Raw genomic sequence first — 19,149 nt, forward strand, 5'->3', positions numbered from 1 at the left:
TTCGCAGGGTCCGGCGTGACCCTGAGTCACGCGGCGACGTCGGCACGTACCTGTCCGACGGCGAGCCGCCAGCGCGTGACGAGCCGCGCGTCGGCCGCGCGGCGGGCAGGCACGCTCGCGAAGCGATGACGGCGGTGGTCGAGCAGCGCGTCGAGGTCGTGCTCGAGCGCCCAGCGCAGGGCGGCGACGACGTCGTGGGTGGAAGGGTGCACGCGGGACAAGAGGGACGACTCGCCGAGTTGTGACACGGGCGGGTGTCGGACCGCTGGGTCAGACTCTCCGCATGGAGCTGACCGAGGCACGCGAGACCAAGTCCCAGCTCGCGGCGTTCGCCCGTGACCTGGCCGAGCAGCACGGTGTGCCCGCGCAGCCGTACGCGCTCGAGGAGGGCGACCCCATGCGGGCGCCGACGATCGCGCTCGGCATCGCGCTGCAGGACGGCGGCTCCTACGGCATCGCGGTCCGCTACCGGCTCGGCGTCCCGACGGCGCGGGCGATCGTGCGCAAGGTCGCGGCAGAGGCCGGCGACACGGCCGACGTGCGCCGCACCGGCCGCATCCGCTCGCTCGGCGGCGGTGACGAGGCCGTCAGCCCGCGCCCGCCCGTCGTCACGGCCCAGGCGCTCGGCGAGACCGACCGCGTACGCCCGCTGCGGCCCGGCGTCTCGATCGCGCACGTCGACGTGACGGCGGGGACGCTCGGCGCGTTCGTCGTGCGCGCGGGCGACGGGTCCGACGACGCGCCGTACGTCCTGTCGAACTACCACGTGCTCGCCGGGTCGCCCGAGGCGAGGCCGGGGGACGTCGTCGTGCAGCCGGGACCGGCCGACGGCGGGTCCGAGCCCGAGGACCGGGTTGGCGAGCTCGCCGAGGTGGTGCCGCTCGCGCGCGGCGAGCGGGCCACCGTGGACGCGGCGCTCGCGCGGCTCGACGACGGCATCGGCGTCGACCTCGACTACCCGGTGGGGCGGGTCACGACGACGGCGCGCCCGCGCGGTGACGAGGAGGTCGCCAAGATCGGCCGCACCACCGCGCTGACGCAGGGCCGGGTCACGGCCATCGAGCTCGACGACGTCCTCGTGGGCTACGGCGACGAGCTCGGCGTCCTCGCCTTCGACGACCAGATCGAGGTCGAGTCCGCGGGGAGCGGGCCGTTCTCGCGCGGCGGCGACTCCGGCTCGCTGGTGTACCGGGCCGACGGCGTCGCGCTCGGCCTGCTGTTCGCCGGTTCCGAGACGGGCGGCACCAACGGCACCGGGCTCACGTACGTCAACCCGATCGACACGGTGCTCGAGGCGCTGGGCGTGGGGCTCGCGACCTGACGGGCTGCGCCGTCGGCGAACACGCTGCAGTGGTTCGTGCCGGGCGTGATCGTCATGATCTCGCTGTTCGGTACGTCCATGACGGGCTCGAACCTGCTCTACGAGGTCATGACCGGCTCCTACGAGCGCGTGCTCGCGACGCCGCTCGACCGGTCCGCGATCCTCGTCGGCCGGGCGCTCAAGGAGTTCGCCCCGCTGCTGGGCGCTCACGGGGCTCGCGCTGCTCGGCATCTTCTGTCCGGGATGATGCTGCCGCTCGAGGCCGGCCCTGGCTGGATGCAGGTCGCGGCGAGGTTCAACCCGCTCACGTACATGGTCGACGCCGAGCGCGTGCTGTTCGCAGGTCGCTTCGACGACGCCGCGGTGCTGTGGGGCGTCGTCGCCGCCGCGGCGACGTGCGTCGTCGGGCTGGTCGTGGGCATCCGCACGACGCGCCGGGTCGTCTGACCTGGAGCGCTACGCGGCCCGGGCGAGCTCGCGGACCCAGCGTCCGTCGTCGGGCACGAAGCCCATGCGCTCGAGGTAGGCGGCGTCCTTGACGGCGTCGAGGCTGGTGACGACGCGCGTGAAGCCGCGGCCGGTGAAGATGCCGCTGTCGCGGTGGACGAACTCGCCGGGCGTGAAGTCGCGGAACCGCCTGCTGACCCAGTCGAGCTCGACGACGCCCTCGCCGCCGCCGGCGTCGCGCACCACGACGACCCCGACCGTCTCGTCGCCGCGCTGCACGAGGAACGCCGAGCGCCCGGCGGGGTCGGCGTGCGGGTCGAACCCGGGCGACCAGTGGGCGATGTCGTCGGCGTGGGTCCGCAGCACGTGGCGCAGGTACGCGTCGTCGGGCGCGACCTCGACCACCTCGTACGTCGCGGCGTCGTGCGCCTCGCGGTACAGGCGCACGAGCCAGTAGACGTTGATGAGGGCGATCGCCCCGTTCATCGCCGCGAACGGCCAGATGGTGAAGATCGCGTTGTAGACCGTCGCGATGACGGAGCCGGTGAGGTTGAGCCACCGGAAGCGCAGCACGCGCGCCTGCGTGAGCGAGAAGACGATGAGGATCGAGCCGAGCCAGCCGAAGACCTCGAGCCACGGGACCATGTGTTTCTCCTATGTCAAGCCGCTGTCGCGTACTGTGCTGCGGCGGCAGCTTGCTGGGCGTTCTTGAGGGTGTTGAACACGACTCGGGCGAGTCGGCGTTTGAGGCAGCGCAGGGCTTCGGTCTTCGAGTCGCCGGCCGCGAGCCGCTTGTCGTAGTAGGCCTTGCCGAGCCCCCCGAGGCGGATCTGGGTGACGGCGATGCGGTGCAGGGCCGCATTGAGCTGCCGGTTGCCCGACTTGTTGAGGCGGACCTTGCCGGCGGTGCGTCCGGACCAGACCGGGATCGGCGCGACGCCGGCGTGCATGGCGTACTTGGCCTCGTGGGCGAACCGGCTGATCCCGGCGGTCTCGCCGAGGATCTTGGCCGCAGTCAGCGGCCCGCAGCCGGGCAGCTCGAGCAGCTCGGGCGCGAGCTGGTCAGCCAGCTGGGCAATCTCCTTGGCCAGCGCGTCCGCCCGCGCCGTGAGCGCGGCGACGTCGTCGAGCAGCTCGCGGGCCAGGCGGGCATCGATGCCTTCGATGCCGGTGAGGAACTCCGCCAGCCGGGCCCGTGTGGACGCCCGGTCCAACGACTGGGGCGCCGGGTCCAGGGCCGGGTCGATCCGGTGCAGGTGCCAGCGCAGCCGGTTGATGATCGCGGTGCGCTGCCGCACCAGGTCCTCGCGGTGGTCGACCAGCAGCTTGACCTCCCGCGACGCCTCGTCATGGGACGCGGCGGGCAGGTCGGGCTCGCGCAGCACCGCACGGGCCACGGCCAGGGCGTCGATCGGGTCCGACTTGCCCCGGGTGCGGGCGACCCGGCGCTGCTCGGCCATCATCTTCGGCGGCACCCGCACCACCTGCTGCCCGGCGTCCAGCAGGTCCAGCTCCAGGCGGGCCGACAGGTGCCGGCAGTCCTCGACGCCCCACCGCAGGTCAGTCCCGAACGTCGACTCGGCCCAGCGCACCGCCTTGTCATGACCCTGGGCATCGGCCTTCACCGTCAGCTGGCCGAGCCGGCGGCCGGCCGGGTCGACCGCGACGAACGTGTGCGAACGCTTGTGGACATCGGCACCGACAACGACAACCATGGTGGTTGCCTCCTCTCACCTGATCAGTGACGGGGACGGTCGGACCGGCCGGCGGACACATCTCAGTGGGGGCGACGCCACGCTCCTATCAAGTCACGCCGGCCGGTCCCTTCACACCCGGCGCCGGCACAACGCATGCAGGTCAGGCCACAGGCCGACACCGAGGCTATGAGCCAGGCACCAGACGTGAAGGGATCCAACCACCGCAACCGCGGCACATCCACCCTCACACTGACCCGAGGGTAGGGCCGCCCGTCACCGGTCGGTGCGGTTCTCCTCGTCTGGGTGGGAGCCGGTGCGCTCGCCACGGTCGAGCGCCGTGATCGCGGCCATCTCGTCGGCGTCCAGGGCGAAGTCGAAGATCCGCGCGTTCTCCTCGATGCGCGACGGCGTCGCGGACTTGGGGAACACGACGTCGCCGCGCTGCACGTGCCAGCGCAGGACGACCTGGGCCGGCGTGCGGCCGTGCGCGTCGGCGATGCGGGCGAGGGTCGGCTCGTCGAGGACACGTCCCCGGCCGAGCGGCGACCACGCCTCGGTCACGATGCCGTGCTCGCGGTCGAACGCGCGCACCTCCTCGTTGCCGAACCAGGGGTGCACCTCGACCTGGTTGACCGCCGGGACCACGGTGCCGGCGTCGAGCACCCGGCGCAGGTGGTTCGGCTGGAAGTTGGAGACGCCGATCGCGCGGGCGCGGCCGGAGCGGTAGATCTCCTCGAGCGCGCCCCACGCCTCGGTGTAGCGGTCGAGCGCGGGCAGCGGCCAGTGGATGAGGAAGAGGTCGACGAGCTCGAGCTGCAGCTCCTCGAGCGTGCGGTCGAACGCCGCGAGCGCGTCGTCGTGCGCGTGGAAGGCGTTGTTGAGCTTGCTCGTGACGAAGAGCTCGTCGCGGGGGATGCCCGACGCCGCGACCGCCTCGCCGACGGCGCGCTCGTTGCGGTACATCTGCGCGGTGTCGACGTGCCGGTAGCCGGCCTCGAACGCGCGCAGCACGAGGTCGCGTGTCTCCTCGGCGGGCAGCTTGTACGTGCCGAACCCGAGCTGCGGGACGGGGACGCCGTTGTTGAGGGTGATGCTGGGGATCGCGGTCACCGTCCCATCCTCACCGATGTGACCCTGCGTCACGGACCCGGAATGGCACCGGGCCGGTCGGACGTTCCTGAGAGTCACGGACCGGCCGCAGCGGCGGCGCGGTCTGGACACGCGGGGGAGAATGGAGCGCAGGAGGTGCATCCCATGGTCACGATCGACCAGGCCCGCGCCGCCAAGGCTGAGCTCCGCAAGGCGGTCGACGGCGTCGACGGCGTGTGCGGGGTCGGGCTGGCCCAACGCGGCAGCGACACCGACTGGGTGCTGCAGGTGAACGTCGAGAACGCGCGCGCCCGCAAGGACGTGCCGCCCGTCGTCGAGGGCGTGCCCGTGCGCGTGCACGTCGTGGGACCGGTCCGCGCGCTGTAGGCGACCGCCGGTCACCCACGCGGCGGTAGGAGGGCGCCCCAGCCGTCGTAGGTCGCGGCGAGCTCGTGCGCCAGACGCACGTGCTTCTCGGTCAGGTCCTCGACGGCGGTCATGGAGACAGCCATCGGGGTCGTCGCCCGCACCACCCAGGGAGTCCTGCGGAAGAGGCGTCGCCGGCCTGCGTCGATCTCGCGGCAGGGAGCTGGCGGGTGCCCGGTTACAGCCTGGGTTCCGGGCGGCTGCACAATGACCCGGTGAGCACCACCTCCCTCCCCAAGGTCCGCGCCTCCGAGCTCGTCGGTCGCGGCTGGCTCAACACGGGCGGTCGCACGATCACGCTCGCGGACCTGCGCGGCAAGATCGTCCTCCTCGACTTCTGGACCTTCTGCTGCATCAACTGCCTGCACGTGCTCGACGAGCTGCGCGAGCTCGAGGAGCAGTTCCGGGACGTCCTCGTCGTCGTGGGCGTGCACTCGCCGAAGTTCGAGCACGAAGCGGACCCGGTGGCGCTCGCGGCGGCCGTCGAGCGGTACGAGGTGCACCACCCGGTGCTCGACGACCCGGAGCTCGTGACCTGGGGCTCGTACACGGCCCGCGCGTGGCCCACGCTCGTCGTCGTCGACCCCGAGGGCTACGTCGTCGCGCAGATGGCCGGCGAGGGGCACGCGTCGGCGATCGCGGCGCTCGTGCGCGAGCTCGTCGGCGAGCACGAGGCCAAGGGGACCCTGCACCGCGGCGACGCGCCGTACGTGCCGCCGGAGCCGACGTCGGGCACGCTGCGGTTCCCGGCCAAGGCGGTCGCGCTGCCGAACGGCAACCTGCTCGTGGCCGACGCCGGGCACCACTCGCTCGCCGAGCTCGCGCCCGACGGCGAGACGCTCGTGCGGCGCATCGGCTCGGGCGCGCGTGGGCTCGTCGACGGCGCGGCCGACGTCGCGCGGTTCAGCGAGCCGAACGGCCTGTGCCTCGTGCCGGAGGTGCTGCGCGCGACGCTGGGCTACGACGTCCTCGTCGCCGACACGGTCAACCACGCGCTGCGCGGTGTCCGGCTCGAGACGGGCGAGGTCACCACGGTCGCCGGGACGGGCGAGCAGTTCATGGTCGGGGGACCGGAGAACGTCCTGCCCGACGACGGCGGCCCGGCCCTGGCGTTCGACCCCGCCGAGACGTACCCGGCCCGGTCGGTGCGGCTCAGCTCGCCGTGGGACGTGGCGTGGTCCGAGGAGCTCGGCGCGTTCGTCGTCGCGATGGCGGGGAACCACACGCTGTGGGCCTTCGAGCCTGGCCCCGAGAGCGGCACCGTCCGCCTGCTCGCGGGCACGATGAACGAGGGCCTCGAGGACGGGCCGGGCGGGACGGCGTGGTTCGCGCAGCCCTCGGGCCTCGCGCCGGTCCTGGGCTCCGACGCTGACGGCTCGCTCTGGCTCGCCGACGCCGAGACGTCCGCCCTGCGGCTCGTCACGCCGGCCGCGGACGGTCAGGTGCAGGTGCGCACCGCCGTCGGGCAGGGGCTGTTCGACTTCGGCCACCGCGACGGCGCGGCGGACCAGGCGCTGCTGCAGCACCCGCTGGGCGTCGCGGCCCTCTCGGACGGGTCGGCCGTCGTCGCGGACACGTACAACGGGGCGCTGCGCCGGTACGACCCCGCCTCGAACGAGGTCACGACGCTCGCGAGCGGTCTCGCCGAGCCGTCGGACGTCGTCGTGCAGGTCGGGGGCGACGCGGTGCACCTGCTCGTGGTCGAGTCGACGGCGCACCGCCTCACGCGCATCGCGCTGCCCGCCGGCCTCGCGGGCGAGGTGCTCGACGGCGGAGCGCATCGCGTGGCACGCCCCGCGACCGAGATCGGCGCCGGCTCTCTGCGCCTCGAGGTGCCGTTCGTCCCCGCGCCGGGCCAGAAGCTCGACGACCGCTGGGGCCCGTCGACCTCGCTGCGCGTGAGCGCCACGCCGCCCGAGCTGCTGCTCGACGGCGCGGGCGACGGCGTCGAGCTGCACCGCGACCTCGTCATCAACCCGGAGGTGACCGAGGGTGTCCTGCACGTGACCGCCAAGGCGGCGTCGTGCGACCTGCCGCCGGAGGACCAGCCGCTCGGGCCCGACGGCGAGCCGGAGGACTTCTTCCCCGCGTGCCACCTCGCGCAGCAGGACTGGGGCGTGCCGGTGCGCGTCGTCGACGGCGGCACGTCCCGTCTCGACCTGCCTCTGCGGGGGTGACGCGGGCGCCGGCCGACCGTCGCGAGACGGCCGTTCGGCGTTCGAAACGATTCGGAAATGGGTCGGTAGCGCGCGGTCGGTAGGAATGCCGGCATGAGCACCGACGAGATGAACCCCCGGTCCCGCGTCAGGTCGATCCTCGGCCGCTGGGTCGCCCCTGCCGCCGTCGCAGCGCTGGTTGCCGGCGCGGTCACGCACGTGACGGCCCCGGACCCGGCGCCTGCGGCCGCACCCGTCACGGTCGAGTCGCCGACGACGTCGGCGCGCTACGATGCGGCGGTCGCGTCCGTCGCCGCCATGGCCAAGAACGGCACCAAGCCCAAGGTCACCCTCGTGGCGACCGGCGGCACGATCGCGGGCGTCGCCCAGGGTCGCGACACGTTCTCGAGCTATCGCGCGGGGACGATCACGGGCGAGGAGCTCGTCGCGCAGCTTCAGCCCGAGCTCGGGGCCATCGCGGACGTGGACGTCGTCCAGTTCGGTAACTCGGGCTCGTCTGGCTACACGATCGCGCAGTTCCACGCGCTCACCCGCACGGTCGAGGACGCTCTCAAGGGCTCGGACGGGGTGGTCGTCACCACGGGAACGGACACGCAGGAGGAGTTCGCGTACTGGCTCGACCTCACCGTCCAGTCGCAGAAGCCGGTGGTCACCACCGGTGCGATGCGGCCGTGGCAGGACGGCGAGGGTGACCAGGTCTTCGGTGCCGACGGCCCCGCCAACCTCTACAACGCGGTCAAGCTCGCGGCGAGCCAGGCGACGTTCTGCTACGGCACGGTCCTCATGCTCAACGACGAGATCCACGCGGCCCGCGACGTCACCAAGACGAACTCGTACCGCATGGACACCTTCCAGTCCCGTGAGTACGGCGTCCTCGGCTGGGTCGACCAGAACGACATCACCCTCGGCCGGGCCACGCCGCGTGTCCAGGCGTGCGACCGACCTCAGGACTGGATGACGCCGTTCGACCTGTCGACCGTCGAGGGCAGTGAGATCGCGCGCACGGAGATCGTGTACTCGTACCAGGAGGCCGGTGGCGAGTCGATCGCCGCGTTCCACCAGGCGGGAGTCGACGGCATCGTCACGGCGGGCACCGGCGCCGGCGGGATCTCGCGGGCGATGGGCCAGGCGCGCACCGCCGCGGCGAACGACGGCGTGGTCTTCCTGACGACGACCCGTACGGGTTCGGGCTCGGTGTACGGCGGGAGCGGCAACGTCATCGCGGGCGGCGACCTCACGCCCATCAAGGCGCGGCTCCTGCTGGCGCTCTCGCTGACGTTCAGCGACGACGTCGAGCAGGTGCGCACCTGGGTGGAGCAGGTCGGCAACCCGGAGTTCACGCCGACCGGCCGGGGCAACGGCAACGCGTCGCCGAAGTCCGCGACGCCGGGTGCCTGAGCCACCACACGAGTCGAACGGCCCTGCACCCCGTGGGTGCGGGGCCGTTCGCCGCGGCTAGGCTCCCCGCATGCATCGTGTCCTCGTGGCCGGGCCCGCGTCGTGGAACACGCTCGTCCACGTCGACGACCTGCCCGAGCCGCGGCCGCACACCGTCTTCGCGCGCCGCCATCACGAGACGGTCGGCGGCACGTCGGCGGGCAAGGCGATGAACCTCTCGCGCCTCGGCCACGACGTGACGCTGCGGACCGTGCTCGGCACGGACGAGCACGCGCCGAAGGTGCGCGCGGCGCTCGAGGCCGAGGGCGTCCATGTCCTTGCCGAGGAGGCGCCCGACGGCCGCACCGAGCGTCACCTCAACCTCATGGACGCGCGCGGCGGGCGGGTGTCGGTCTACCTGCAGGCGCCGGGCGAGGTGCCCGCCTCCGGCCCCGCATGGGACGCGACGCTCGAGGCGCTCGACGCCGGGGACGCCGTCGTCGTCGACCTCGGCCTCCCGTCCCTCCCGGTGCTCCGGGCCGCCACCGCCAGGGGGCGCGACGTCTGGGTCGACCTCCACGACTACGACGGCGCCACCGCGTTCCACCGGCCGTGGGTCGACGCCGGGACGCACGTCTTCCTCAGCTCCGACCGCATGCCGGGCTGGCGGGAGTTCATGGCTGCGCGCGCCGAGGCCGGTGCTCGGCTCGTCGTGTGCACGCACGGAGCCGACGGCGCCACCGCGCTCACGCCTGCCGACGGGTTCGTGGAGGTGCCGGCAGAACCGGTCGTCGACGTCGTCGACACGAACGGCGCGGGTGACGGGTTCTTCGCCGGCTTTCTGGACGCGCACCTGCGCGGCGCGTCGCTCGCCGATGCCATGCGTGCGGGTGCGCACCACGCGGCACAGGTCGTCCGGAGCCCGGACCTCGTGCCGCTCCGCTGACCCCGGCCGGGCGGGGGTTGCAAGCGGCTCGCGGTCGCCGGACGCTGGCCGGACACGCGAGAACGAGGAGACGTCGATGAGCGAGACGGACGAGGGCACCTACGAGGGCGACGACCGCCCCGACGAGGAGCGCGAGCAGACGGACGCGTCCGAGCTGTCGGACGAGGGCGTCGGCGGCACGATGACCGAGCCCAACACGATGGAGCCCGAGGAGGGCCTTCCCGAGGAGGGCTGAGCGGGCCTCACCGAGCGGCCGAGGGGACCAGGAGGTCGGGCAGCTCGAGCAGCGAGTCGATCACGGCGACCCGCGCGGCCTCGGGGCGTTCGGCGTGCAGGTAGCCCCACGGGCCGCGCCGGATGAGGACGGGGAGCATGCCCGCCTCGGCGGCGGGCAGCACGTCGTTGTCGAGCCGGTCGCCAACGTACGCGACGTCCGACGCCGGCACCCCGGCGAGCTCGACCACGCGGTCGAAGAAGGCGGGCTCGGGCTTCTCGACGCCCCACTCGTCCGAGGTGCGGATCGCGTCCACGGGCAGGTCCATCGTCTCGAGCGCCGCGCGCGCCTGCGGCGGCTGGTTCCCGGCGACGACGACGGCGAGCCCTGCGTCGCGGAGCGCCGCGAGCGCCGGGCGCACGTCGGGGTAGAGGTCGTCGGCGTCGAAGTTCTCGCGCAGGCCGTCGGGGTCCTCCGTCGCCCAGCGTGCGATCTCGTCCTCGACCTCGAAGCCCGGGCGCAGCATCTCGAACGCCCTGCGGTGCGGCAGGTCGAGCGCCGCGCACCCGCCCAGCACCCCGAGGAACGTCAGCGGCGGCACGCCCAGCCGCTCCGCCCAGCGGAGCCAGATCCGCGACTCGTCGATGAGCGTCTCGCCGACGTCGAACACCACCGCGCGCACCATGCTCGCGACTCTAACCGGGTCGTCCGGTGGACGACGGTGCGGTGATGGCCGGAGGTCGTGACATGATTTTTTGTCAAAGCGTACTGTCGAGCGGTGGACGATGTTCGAGTAGTCGCAGACGCGGGTGCGGTCGGAGTGGCGCTCGATCCGATCCGTACCTCGATCCTCGACGCTCTGGCCGAACCAGGGTCGGCAGCATCGGTGGCGGCGACGGTCGGGTTGACTCGCCAGAGGGTGAACTACCACCTGAAGGCGCTGGAGGCTCACGGACTGGTCGAGCCAACCGGCGAACGCGTATGGGGCGGTATCACCGAGCGCTACGTGCAGCGCTCGGCACGGCATCTCGTCGTCGCCCCCGACGTGCTCGAAGGCACGGTTCCCGACCCGAACGAGATCGCCGATCGTCTCTCGGCCGCCTATCTGGTCGCGGTGAACGCGCGGACCGTCTCCGAGGTCGGGTCGATCATCGACGACGCGGGGACCGGGACGCGGGTACCGACCCTGACGATCGACACGGTGATCGGGTTCGTGTCGCCCGAGGAACGCGCCGCGTTCGCCGCCGAGCTGCAGACGGCCGTCGCCAAGCTCGCCGCCAGGTATCACCACGATGACGGGCGACCTCACCGTCTCACCGTCTCGTCGTACCCCCGGCCCAAGGAGGACTCGTGACCGATCCTGACCGCGGCGACGGCGTCGAGCACCGGGTCGAGCACACGCGAGAGCTGGCCGCCACTCCGGAGCAGGTGTGGGATGCCATCGCAACCGCCGACGGGATCTCGGCGTGGATGGTGCCGGTCCGGCTGGACCCCCCGGGAGGGTTGCGAGGTGTCGTTCGATCACGGGGGTTCCGGTCGACCGGCGTCGTCACCGACTACACCCCGAATCGGCGTCTCGCGTACGAGAAGCCGTGGCCGATGACCGAGGAGATGCGCGAGTGGGTGGCCGACACCAGCGGACACGAGGTCACCGACGAGGAGCTGGCGTCGGTCTCCCCGATAGCCACCGAGTTCGTGATCGAGGCAGCGTCAGGTGGCAGCTGCATCCTCCGGGCTGGGGCACGGTCGCGTTCGGCCCCGACGCTCGACGGTCGCGTCCTGGTCGACACCGGCATGACGGAGCTGCACCCGGCGGTGGTGGCGGCCTTCGATCCCCGCCTCCATCCCGTGAGCGAGCAGGACGTCGACGTCGCGAGCATCGACATCGTCGTCAACACGCACCTTCACGCCGATCACTGCGGTGGCAACCACCTCTTCCCCGGACGGCCGATCTACGTCCAGCGCCGCGAGCTCGACGACGCCCGCGGCGAGGAGGACTACACGATCCGCGAGTGGGTCGACGCGCCCGGCCTGCAGTACGTGCCGGTCGACGGGGAGCTCGAGATCCTTCCCGGCGTCCGGCTCGTCCCGACCCCCGGCCACACGCCGGGTTCACAGGTCGTGGTGGTCACGACCGGCGGACGTCCGGACGTCGTCTGCGGCGACACGGCAGTGTGGTTCGGGGAGCTGGACGAGCCACGCACCGAGGGTCAGCGGCGGATCCGCGCGCTCGATCCCGAGAGGGTCTGGCTCGCGCACGTGCACGAACCGTGGCGACGACCCGGCGCCACCCGCACGTAAGGCCACGGCACGGCCGCCGCCGGTCGGCAGCCGACGCCGCGGCTCACTCCTCGACGTCGAACAGCGCGTCCCCGGCCTCGACGAGGTCGCCGTCGACGGCGGCGGGAACGAGCGCCTCGGCGGCGGCGTCGAGCGCGACGACGGGCACGACGGGCGAGCGCCCGCCGTCGGACACCCTCCGGGGCGACCACGACACGACGGGCTGGCCCGCGGTGACGGCGTCGCCCTCGGCGACGTGCACGGTGAACCCCTCGCCGTGGAGCTGGACGGTGTCGATGCCGAGGTGCACGAGCACGCCGCGACCGCTCGCGGCGGCGACGACGAATGCGTGCGGGTGGAGCTTGACCACCGTCCCGGACAGCGGAGAGACGACGTCGCGCCCGCGCTCGGGGTCGGGCTCGATCGCGAGCCCGGGGCCGACCATGGCCTGCGCGAAGACCGGGTCGGGCACGGACGACATCGCCACGACCCGTCCGGTGACGGGCGCGAGCACGCTCAGGCTGTCCACGGTTCCTCCTCGGTCGGCGGGCACCGGTGGACGCACCGGCGGCTCTGCTTGACGCATGGTGGGGCTCGGTCCAGGCTGTGCGCAACCGCACCTGCCCGGGGCGACGGGAGACCCTCGCGATGACCACCACGTTGACCGGCTCACCGGTGAGCCCCGGCCGAGCCGCGGGCGTCGTCGTGACGATGCCCGAGCCCGTCCCCGAGCCGCCGACCACGCGCCTGCACGCGCACGAGGCGGACGCCGCGGTCGAGGCCGTGCGCACGGCCAGCACCGCGGTGCAGAAGCGGCTCGTGGACCGCGCCGACCGCGCCCGGGGCACGGCCGCCGACGTCCTGTCGGTCACGGCCGCGATGGCCGGCGACCCGACGCTCGCGAGCGACGCCGAGCGCCGCGTCCGGGAGGACCTCGTGACGCCCGCGCGCGCCGTCTGGGACGCCGCCGGGTCGCTCGCGGCGCAGCTCGAGCAGCTCGGCCCCCCGCTCGCGGAGCGGGCGCGGGACGTGCGCGACGTGCGCGACCGGATCGTCGCGGAGCTCACGGGCGCGCGGCCGCCCGGCGTGCCCGAGCCCGGGCACCCGTTCGTCCTCGTGGCCGAGGACCTCGCCCCGGCCGACACCGCGACGCTCGACCCCGAGACGGTGCTCGGCATCGTCACGAGCGGCGGCGGCCCGACGTCGCACACCGCGATCCTCGCGCGCTCGCTCGGGATCCCCGCGGTCGTCGCGGTCGCGGGCGCCGGGGACCTGCGTGACGGCGAGACCGTCCTGCTCGACGGCGGCTCCGGCTCGGTCGTGCGCGACCCGGACCCCGACGCCGTGGCCGCCGCGCAGCACCGGGACACCGCGCGCCGCGAGCTCCAGGGTCCGGGCCGGACCGCCGACGGCGTGCCCGTGGAGCTCATGGCGAACGTCGCCGACCCCGACGGCGCCCGCGCGGCCGCCGAGGCGGGAGCCGAGGGCGTGGGCCTGTTCCGCACCGAGTTCTGCTTCCTCGGCCGTGCGGCCGAGCCGTCGGTCGCCGAGCAGGTGAGCGCCTACCGGCGGGTGCTCGCCGCGTTCCCGGGCCGGCGCGTCGTCGTGCGCACGCTCGACGCGGGCGCCGACAAGCCGCTCGGCTTCGTCACCGCCGACGACGAGCCCAACCCCGCGCTCGGCGTGCGCGGGCTGCGCACCGCCGTCGGGCACCCGGACGTGCTCGACCGGCAGCTCCAGGCGATCGCCGAGGCCGCCGCGGCCGAGGAGGCCGAGGTGTGGGTCATGGCCCCGATGGTCGCGACGCCTGCCGAGGCGCGGGACTTCGTCGCCGCGTGCGCCAAGCACGGGCTCGAGCAGGCGGGCGTCATGGTCGAGGTGCCGGCGGCGGCGCTGCGGGCGCGGTGGATCTTCGAGCACGCGGCGTTCGGCAGCCTCGGCACCAACGACCTCATCCAGTACGCGATGGCGGCCGACCGCGTGCTCGGCGAGCTGGCGACGCTGTCGACGCCGTGGCAGCCCGCCGTGCTCGAGCTCGTGCGTGCCACCTGCGAGGGTGCCGCGGCGCACGGGCGCCCCGTCGGCGTGTGCGGCGAGGCCGCGGCGGACCCGGCGCTCGCGCCGGTGCTCGTCGGGCTCGGGGTGTCGTCGCTGTCGATGACGCCGCGCGCGCTCGGCGACGTCGCCGCCGTGCTGGGCGCGACGACGTCGGAGGAGTGCGCCGAGCTCGCACGGCTCGCGTGCGAGCAGCCCGACGCCGAGTCGGCGCGCGCCGCCGTGCGGGGCCGGCTGGCGGCGCTGCTCGACGAGCTCGCCCTCTGACGCCGGCCGCTAGACGGAGGGGACGGACTCCTGAGCGAGGAAGTCGGCCAGCTCGTCGAGCGCGGCGCTCGCGACGTCGTCGTCGGCCTCGGTGCTGAGCACGACCTCGTCGCCGGCGTCGGCGCCGAGCGTCATGAGCCCGAGGATGCTCGACGCGTCGACGGCCGGCCCGCCCGGCTTGGCGATCCGCACGGGCACGGGCTGACGCCCGGCGGCGCGGGCGAAGAGCGCGGCGGGCCGCGCGTGCAGCCCTTCGGCGATGGCGACGACGACGGACCGTTCCACAGTGCCTCCCTTGGCGGCTGGTGCGCCGAGCCTAGCGACCGGCGCGGCGTCCGCGCGTCCGGGGCGACGACGGGTCGCTACGAGTACCGTGGGCAGCGACCTGCCAGGTACGGCCTCTAAGGTGCACCGCATGCCCGACGCGACCATCCCCGTGACCCTCTCGACGGCGTCGGTGTACCCGCGCCGCGCCGGCTTCGCCTTCGAGGTCGCGGCCGAGCTGGGGTACGACGGGGTCGAGGTCATGGTGTGGTCCGACGCCGTCACCCAGGACGTGCACACGCTCGCGCGGCTCGCGCGGGAGCACGGCATGCCGGTCCGCTCGATCCATGCCCCGACGCTGCTCGTCAGCCAGCGGGTCTGGGGACGGTCGCCCGCCCCCAAGCTGCGCCGCAGCGTCGAGATGGCCGGCGAGCTCGGGGCGAGCACCGTCGTCGTGCATCCGCCGTTCCGCTGGCAGTACAAGTACGCGCGGCAGTTCCAGGACCTCGTGCGCGAGCTCAACGCCGACAGCGGCATCACGGTCGCGGTCGAGAACATGTACCCGTGGCGGACGCGCAACCGCAGCGCGCGCGAGCTCAAGGCGTACCTGCCCGGCTGGGACCCCGCCGAGCACGACTACGAGGCGGTGACGCTCGACCTGTCGCACGCGGCGGTCGCGCAGCAGGACGGGCTCGAGCTCGTGCACGGGTTCGGCGACAGGCTGCGCCACGTGCACCTCGCCGACGGCACCGGCTCGGCGCGCGACGAGCACCTCGTGCCGGGGCGCGGGCAGATGTCCTGCGACAAGGTGCTCCAGGAGCTCGTGCGGCGCGGCTTCACCGGCGACGTCGTCGTCGAGATCTCCACGCGCAAGGCCCGCACCGCCCACGAGCGGCACTCGGACCTCGACGCCGCGCTGCACTTCGCGCGGGCCTACCTCTCGCCCGAGCCCGAGGCGTACACGCCGCCGCCGCCCGAGCACCACCACCGACCGGCCGACGCGTGGGGGCACGGGCCCTGAGCGGTCACCCGGCGTGCCGGGCGCCCGACGGGTCGTCGGCGGTCGCGTCCGAGGTGGCGTCGTCGGCCGGGTCGGACGGCGGCACGTCCGCGGGGTCGGGCAGGCCGGCGAGGAACCGGTAGCCCGCGAGCGCCAGGACGAGCCCCGCCCCGCCGCCGACGAGCAGCGGCAGCTCGAGCCCGCCGCGCGCGAGCAGCCCGCCGAGGAGCGAGCCGACGGGCATCGCGCCCCACAGCAGCGTGCGCCACGTGCCGTGGACGCGGCCGAGCATGCGGTCCGGGACGAGCGCCTGCCGCAGCGACATGACGTGCACGTTCCACACAACCGTGCAGCCGAACGAAACGAACATGGCCGCGGCCGCGACGCCGAGCACGGACGCGGCGCAGGCGGCGACCCACGCGACGAGGCCGAGCGCATTCGCCGCGGCCATGACGCGGCCCGTGCCGAACCTCTCGCCGAGCCGTCCCGCGACCGGCGAGCCCAGCAGCCCGCCCGCCGCCCCGACGAGGAGGAACGTGCCGTACCAGGCCTCGGGCACGCCGACCTCGTCGAGCGCGAACAGCACGTACGTGCTCGTCGCGGCCGAGTGGCACACGCCGATCGCGACGCTGAGCATCCACAGGGGCCACAGCATGTCGTGGCCGCGCACGAACCGGTAGCCCGCGCTCAGCTGCCGCCGCGACGGGCAGGAAGAGGGCGAGCACCGCCCCCGCCGCGTACGCCGTCGCGCCGACCGCGAGCGGCACGACGACGCGGCAAGGTCCTTGCGCGCGACGATCGACGGCAGCACGGCCCGGATCGCGCCGTCGTACACCGTCTCGAGTCCACGCGGTCGAGCAGGATGCCCGCGGGGATGGCGAACAGCAGCCAGGGCAGCAGGGCGGCGACGGCCACGCCCGAGACGAGCAGCGGGCCGTCAGGCCGCCGCGACCGGCGCGCCGACCGCCCGCAGCACGAACGCCTCGGCGGCGCGGATCGCGCGTTCGCGCGGGCCGGGCTCGTCGGGGATGAGCCGGCCGGACAGGCACGCGTTGACGAGCTGGACGGTCGGCTCGATGTCCTGCTCGGGGAACTCGCCGGCGGCGACGCCGGCGCGCAGGATGCGCTTGAGGATGGCCTCGACGATCTCGGCGTGCTCGCGCAGCCGCGCCTGCGTCGGCCGCGACAGGACGCTGCGCAGGTCGGGGCCCGGGGCGAGGTGGAACACGCGCGCGAGCTGCGCCTGCTGGCGGATGTAGGTGCGCAGCTGCTCGACCGGGTCGTCGACCTCGGCGAGCGCGCGCTCGAGCGTCTGGGCGTACTGCTCGGTCTCGTGCGTGATGAAGCCGAGGAGCAGCGCCTCCTTGTCGGGGAAGTGGTTGTACACGGCCGTGCGGCCGACGCCGGCGGCGGCCGCGATGTCGGCGAGCGTGATCGTGTCGAAGCCCCGCTCCGACATGAGCGTCGACAGAGCCGTGAACAGCTTGTGCCGCGTCATCTGGCGGTGTTCGTGGAGGCTCTTGCCGATGATCTTGGGCATGCTGACATCATAGGGTCGCGTTGTCAGCACCTTCGCCGCTACGCTCGACCTTGTGACAAGTTCCACGAGCGGCGCCGACGCCTCGCAGGGCCGGCCCGACGACGTCGTCCCCGACACCAAGGACTGGACCTGGGTGCTCGAGCGGCCCTGCCCGGAGTGCGGCTTCGTCGCCGCCGACGTCGAGGTGGCCGAGGTCGGGGGAGCCGTGCGCGGCACGCTCCCGCGCTGGCGCGCCGCGCTCGCCCGCCCGGACGCGCGCGAGCGCCCCGCGCCCGGCGTGTGGTCGCCGCTCGAGTACGGCGCCCACGTGCGCGACGTGTTCCGCGTGTTCGACGACCGGCTCGCGCTCATGCTCGCCGAGGACGACCCGCGGTTCGCGAACTGGGACCAGGACGCGGCGGCGATCGAGGGCGCCTACGCCACCCAGGACCCGGCGGTCGTCGCCGACGAGCTGGCCGCCTCCGGCGAGGCCGTCGCCGCGCGGTTCGACGCCGTCACCCCGGACCAGCACGAGCGCCCCGGCCGCCGCAGCAACGGGTCGGTGTTCACGGTGCGCACGCTGGGCGCGTACTTCCTGCACGACGTCGTGCACCACCTGCACGACGTCAAGGCCTGACACGCGGGGCGCACCGCCCGTCACACAGCCGTAACACGTCCGTAGCACAAGGGGCTCCCCATGTGTCGACGCGGCCGGTAGTTTCACGGCATGTCCTACGTCCAGGCGCTCGTGCCCGCCGAGCATGCGTCGAAGCATCTGCTCGTGCTGCCGGAGGGCGCACCCGCGTCCCTGCCGGACCTGGCGGGTGCCTGGTTCGCCGACGTCGGCTGGCTCCACGAGCCCGTGCAGGAGTCCCGGCCGCGCCGGATCGCCGGTGCGCGGTTCCGCGGCGTGCAGTCCGCGGCCGCTCCCGCGGCGCCCCCCGGTCCCGGCCGGCTGAGCGTCGGCGCCGAGCACTGCGCCGACGGCCCCTTCCCGGTGACGGCCGACCAGGTCGCGCACCTCGGGCTCACCGGGCCCGGGCAGGTGTGGGCGCTGGGACGCGCGGACGGGATGGTCGACGTCCGCGGAGCCCGCCCCGGCACGTACGACGACCGCGACGGCATCGCCCGCGCGTTCGCGAGCGCCCTGCCCGAGGGCGAGGAGCTGCGGCTCGTGCAGTGGGCCGTGGCCGTCGCGCGCAAGGTCGGCGGGGCCGTCCTGGCGGACGGCCGGCAGGTCATGCGGCCCGACCCGTCCGGCGCGGTCGACCTCTCGCTCTACTCGGCGCACCCGGTCGGGGCGGGGGACATGCTGGCGGCGCTGCGCACGCTCGTCGCGACGGCGCAGCTCGAGGCCGAGGAGACGGCGCCCGACGGGTCCACGCGGTACCGGCTCGTCGGCGCCACGCCGTACGACGGCGCTCTGGTCGTCCAGGCCGAGCGCGTCGAGCGGGTGCCGCGTGCGCTCGTGACGCTCGACTGGCGCGAGTACGGCCCGTTCGCCTATCACCTGGGATGGCGGCCGCACGACCCGTACGAGCTCCAGGTCGAGCAGCCGTCGGGCGTGCACGTCATCGCGCGGGCACGCATGCGCTCGATGGTCGCGCGCCTGGCCCTCCTGCTGCACTCGCGCGTGCACGGCACGCTCGTCGACGACGCCGGGTTCGTGGCCACCGCGCAGGAGGTCGGGCGCCGCACCGACGACGCCGCGCCCACCCGCGCGTGGGTCTGACGCGCCTTGAGCCACTCCATGAGGTTGTCCACAGGGGCGTGTGCACAGGGGTGTGACGCCCGTCTCACCTGCGACGGGACCTGTGGAGGCCCGTGCTCGCAACCGCGCCGGGCAACAGATGCCCCGGGCACCCGGTGTGGGTGAAATCGGCGAGATCCCGCCGATCCTTCCGCAGACCACGGCCGGGTGGGTGCCTCCTCGACCGGCCGGTCATCCACAAATTTCGTCCACAGGGTTGTGGGCGACGTGGGTATTCCGCGCCCCTGGCTGTGGACGAACCTGTGGTCAACAATCGGGTCGCCGTGACCTCTTGCAGACCTCGGGACGCGGGTCTAGAA

The 19,149-nt window shown here is 73.8% G+C and carries 22 protein-coding genes; 13 read left to right on the top strand and 9 right to left on the bottom strand.

From position 1 onward, the window contains the following. Window positions 1-26: 26 nt before the first annotated feature. A complete protein-coding gene (locus ISOVA_RS01310; protein ID WP_041294734.1) occupies window positions 27-212 on the bottom strand; it encodes a hypothetical protein in 186 nt (61 codons plus the stop codon). A gap of 71 nt (window positions 213-283) precedes the next feature. On the opposite strand from ISOVA_RS01310, the gene ISOVA_RS01315 reads away from it, so the two are divergent. Together ISOVA_RS01315 and ISOVA_RS01320 are read left to right on the top strand one after the other, a co-directional pair. Beyond that, complete coding sequence (locus tag ISOVA_RS01315) at window positions 284-1,321, top strand: chymotrypsin family serine protease (RefSeq protein WP_013837462.1); 1,038 nt, start codon at window positions 284-286, stop codon at window positions 1,319-1,321. A gap of 78 nt (window positions 1,322-1,399) precedes the next feature. Next, window positions 1,400-1,768, top strand: coding sequence for a hypothetical protein (locus ISOVA_RS01320; protein ID WP_221927830.1), 369 nt, complete (start codon window positions 1,400-1,402; stop codon window positions 1,766-1,768). A 9-nt stretch (window positions 1,769-1,777) separates the two neighbouring features. Here the strand turns inward: ISOVA_RS01320 and ISOVA_RS01325 are convergent, their stop codons facing one another. From ISOVA_RS01325 to ISOVA_RS01335, 3 genes are all read right to left on the bottom strand, one after another. After that, window positions 1,778-2,413 carry a hypothetical protein gene (locus ISOVA_RS01325; protein WP_013837463.1) on the bottom strand — a complete coding sequence of 212 codons (636 nt, stop codon included), beginning with the start codon at window positions 2,411-2,413 and terminating at the stop codon, window positions 1,778-1,780. A 14-nt stretch (window positions 2,414-2,427) separates the two neighbouring features. After that, window positions 2,428-3,483 (bottom strand): IS110 family RNA-guided transposase, encoded by a 1,056-nt coding sequence (locus ISOVA_RS01330; RefSeq protein WP_013837464.1) that lies wholly within the window; start codon window positions 3,481-3,483, stop codon window positions 2,428-2,430. Window positions 3,484-3,738: 255 nt separating this feature from the next. Then, window positions 3,739-4,575, bottom strand: a complete 837-nt coding sequence (locus ISOVA_RS01335) for an aldo/keto reductase (protein WP_013837465.1) — start codon at window positions 4,573-4,575, stop codon at window positions 3,739-3,741. Between the two features lie 144 nt (window positions 4,576-4,719). Between ISOVA_RS01335 and ISOVA_RS01340 the strand changes: the two genes are divergently transcribed. From ISOVA_RS01340 to ISOVA_RS16645, 5 genes are all read left to right on the top strand, one after another. Continuing rightward, complete coding sequence (locus tag ISOVA_RS01340; protein ID WP_013837466.1) at window positions 4,720-4,941, top strand: hypothetical protein; 222 nt, start codon at window positions 4,720-4,722, stop codon at window positions 4,939-4,941. 254 nt (window positions 4,942-5,195) lie between these two features. Beyond that, a complete protein-coding gene (locus ISOVA_RS01345) occupies window positions 5,196-7,157 on the top strand; it encodes an NHL domain-containing thioredoxin family protein (protein WP_041294735.1) in 1,962 nt (653 codons plus the stop codon). Window positions 7,158-7,250: 93 nt separating this feature from the next. Continuing rightward, window positions 7,251-8,555, top strand: a complete 1,305-nt coding sequence (locus tag ISOVA_RS01350) for an asparaginase (protein ID WP_013837469.1) — start codon at window positions 7,251-7,253, stop codon at window positions 8,553-8,555. A 70-nt stretch (window positions 8,556-8,625) separates the two neighbouring features. Beyond that, window positions 8,626-9,480 (top strand): carbohydrate kinase family protein, encoded by an 855-nt coding sequence (locus ISOVA_RS01355; RefSeq protein ID WP_013837470.1) that lies wholly within the window; start codon window positions 8,626-8,628, stop codon window positions 9,478-9,480. Window positions 9,481-9,556: 76 nt separating this feature from the next. Beyond that, window positions 9,557-9,715 (top strand): hypothetical protein, encoded by a 159-nt coding sequence (locus ISOVA_RS16645; protein WP_013837471.1) that lies wholly within the window; start codon window positions 9,557-9,559, stop codon window positions 9,713-9,715. A gap of 7 nt (window positions 9,716-9,722) precedes the next feature. Here the strand turns inward: ISOVA_RS16645 and ISOVA_RS01360 are convergent, their stop codons facing one another. Beyond that, a complete protein-coding gene (locus ISOVA_RS01360; RefSeq protein WP_013837472.1) occupies window positions 9,723-10,379 on the bottom strand; it encodes an HAD family hydrolase in 657 nt (218 codons plus the stop codon). Between the two features lie 93 nt (window positions 10,380-10,472). Here ISOVA_RS01360 and ISOVA_RS01365 point away from each other — a divergent pair, with 93 nt between their 5' ends. Next, entirely contained in the window at window positions 10,473-11,048 is a 576-nt protein-coding gene (locus ISOVA_RS01365) for an ArsR/SmtB family transcription factor (RefSeq protein WP_013837473.1), read from the top strand. Continuing rightward, window positions 11,045-11,995 (top strand): MBL fold metallo-hydrolase, encoded by a 951-nt coding sequence (locus ISOVA_RS15860; protein ID WP_013837474.1) that lies wholly within the window; start codon window positions 11,045-11,047, stop codon window positions 11,993-11,995. Before ISOVA_RS01365 ends, ISOVA_RS15860 begins: the two co-directional genes overlap by 4 nt. A gap of 43 nt (window positions 11,996-12,038) precedes the next feature. Here ISOVA_RS15860 and ISOVA_RS01375 read toward each other — a convergent pair whose 3' ends face one another. Continuing rightward, window positions 12,039-12,503, bottom strand: a complete 465-nt coding sequence (locus ISOVA_RS01375) for a PTS sugar transporter subunit IIA (RefSeq protein WP_013837475.1) — start codon at window positions 12,501-12,503, stop codon at window positions 12,039-12,041. Between the two features lie 119 nt (window positions 12,504-12,622). On the opposite strand from ISOVA_RS01375, the gene ptsP reads away from it, so the two are divergent. Then, entirely contained in the window at window positions 12,623-14,296 is a 1,674-nt protein-coding gene (ptsP, locus tag ISOVA_RS01380) for a phosphoenolpyruvate--protein phosphotransferase (RefSeq protein ID WP_013837476.1), read from the top strand. A gap of 9 nt (window positions 14,297-14,305) precedes the next feature. On the opposite strand, the gene ISOVA_RS01385 is transcribed toward ptsP, so the two are convergent. After that, the gene (locus ISOVA_RS01385; protein WP_013837477.1) at window positions 14,306-14,581 is read right to left on the bottom strand and encodes an HPr family phosphocarrier protein; all 276 of its coding nucleotides are present in this window, start codon (window positions 14,579-14,581) and stop codon (window positions 14,306-14,308) included. 130 nt (window positions 14,582-14,711) lie between these two features. On the opposite strand from ISOVA_RS01385, the gene ISOVA_RS01390 reads away from it, so the two are divergent. Continuing rightward, entirely contained in the window at window positions 14,712-15,581 is an 870-nt protein-coding gene (locus ISOVA_RS01390) for a sugar phosphate isomerase/epimerase family protein (protein WP_013837478.1), read from the top strand. Window positions 15,582-15,585: 4 nt separating this feature from the next. Here the strand turns inward: ISOVA_RS01390 and ISOVA_RS15285 are convergent, their stop codons facing one another. Beyond that, on the bottom strand, window positions 15,586-16,395 hold the full coding sequence (locus tag ISOVA_RS15285; RefSeq protein ID WP_049788203.1) for an MFS transporter: 810 nt from the start codon (window positions 16,393-16,395) through the stop codon (window positions 15,586-15,588). Between the two features lie 102 nt (window positions 16,396-16,497). Continuing rightward, window positions 16,498-17,100 carry a TetR/AcrR family transcriptional regulator gene (locus tag ISOVA_RS01400; RefSeq protein WP_013837479.1) on the bottom strand — a complete coding sequence of 201 codons (603 nt, stop codon included), beginning with the start codon at window positions 17,098-17,100 and terminating at the stop codon, window positions 16,498-16,500. 52 nt (window positions 17,101-17,152) lie between these two features. Here ISOVA_RS01400 and ISOVA_RS01405 point away from each other — a divergent pair, with 52 nt between their 5' ends. Both ISOVA_RS01405 and ISOVA_RS01410 read left to right on the top strand, forming a co-directional pair. Next, a complete protein-coding gene (locus ISOVA_RS01405; RefSeq protein ID WP_013837480.1) occupies window positions 17,153-17,716 on the top strand; it encodes a DinB family protein in 564 nt (187 codons plus the stop codon). 90 nt (window positions 17,717-17,806) lie between these two features. Then, entirely contained in the window at window positions 17,807-18,811 is a 1,005-nt protein-coding gene (locus ISOVA_RS01410) for a hypothetical protein (RefSeq protein ID WP_013837481.1), read from the top strand. Window positions 18,812-19,149 lie beyond the last annotated feature (338 nt).

It is taken from the genome of Isoptericola variabilis 225, from assembly GCF_000215105.1.
GTDB classification, from domain to species: Bacteria; Actinomycetota; Actinomycetes; order Actinomycetales; family Cellulomonadaceae; genus Isoptericola; species Isoptericola variabilis_A.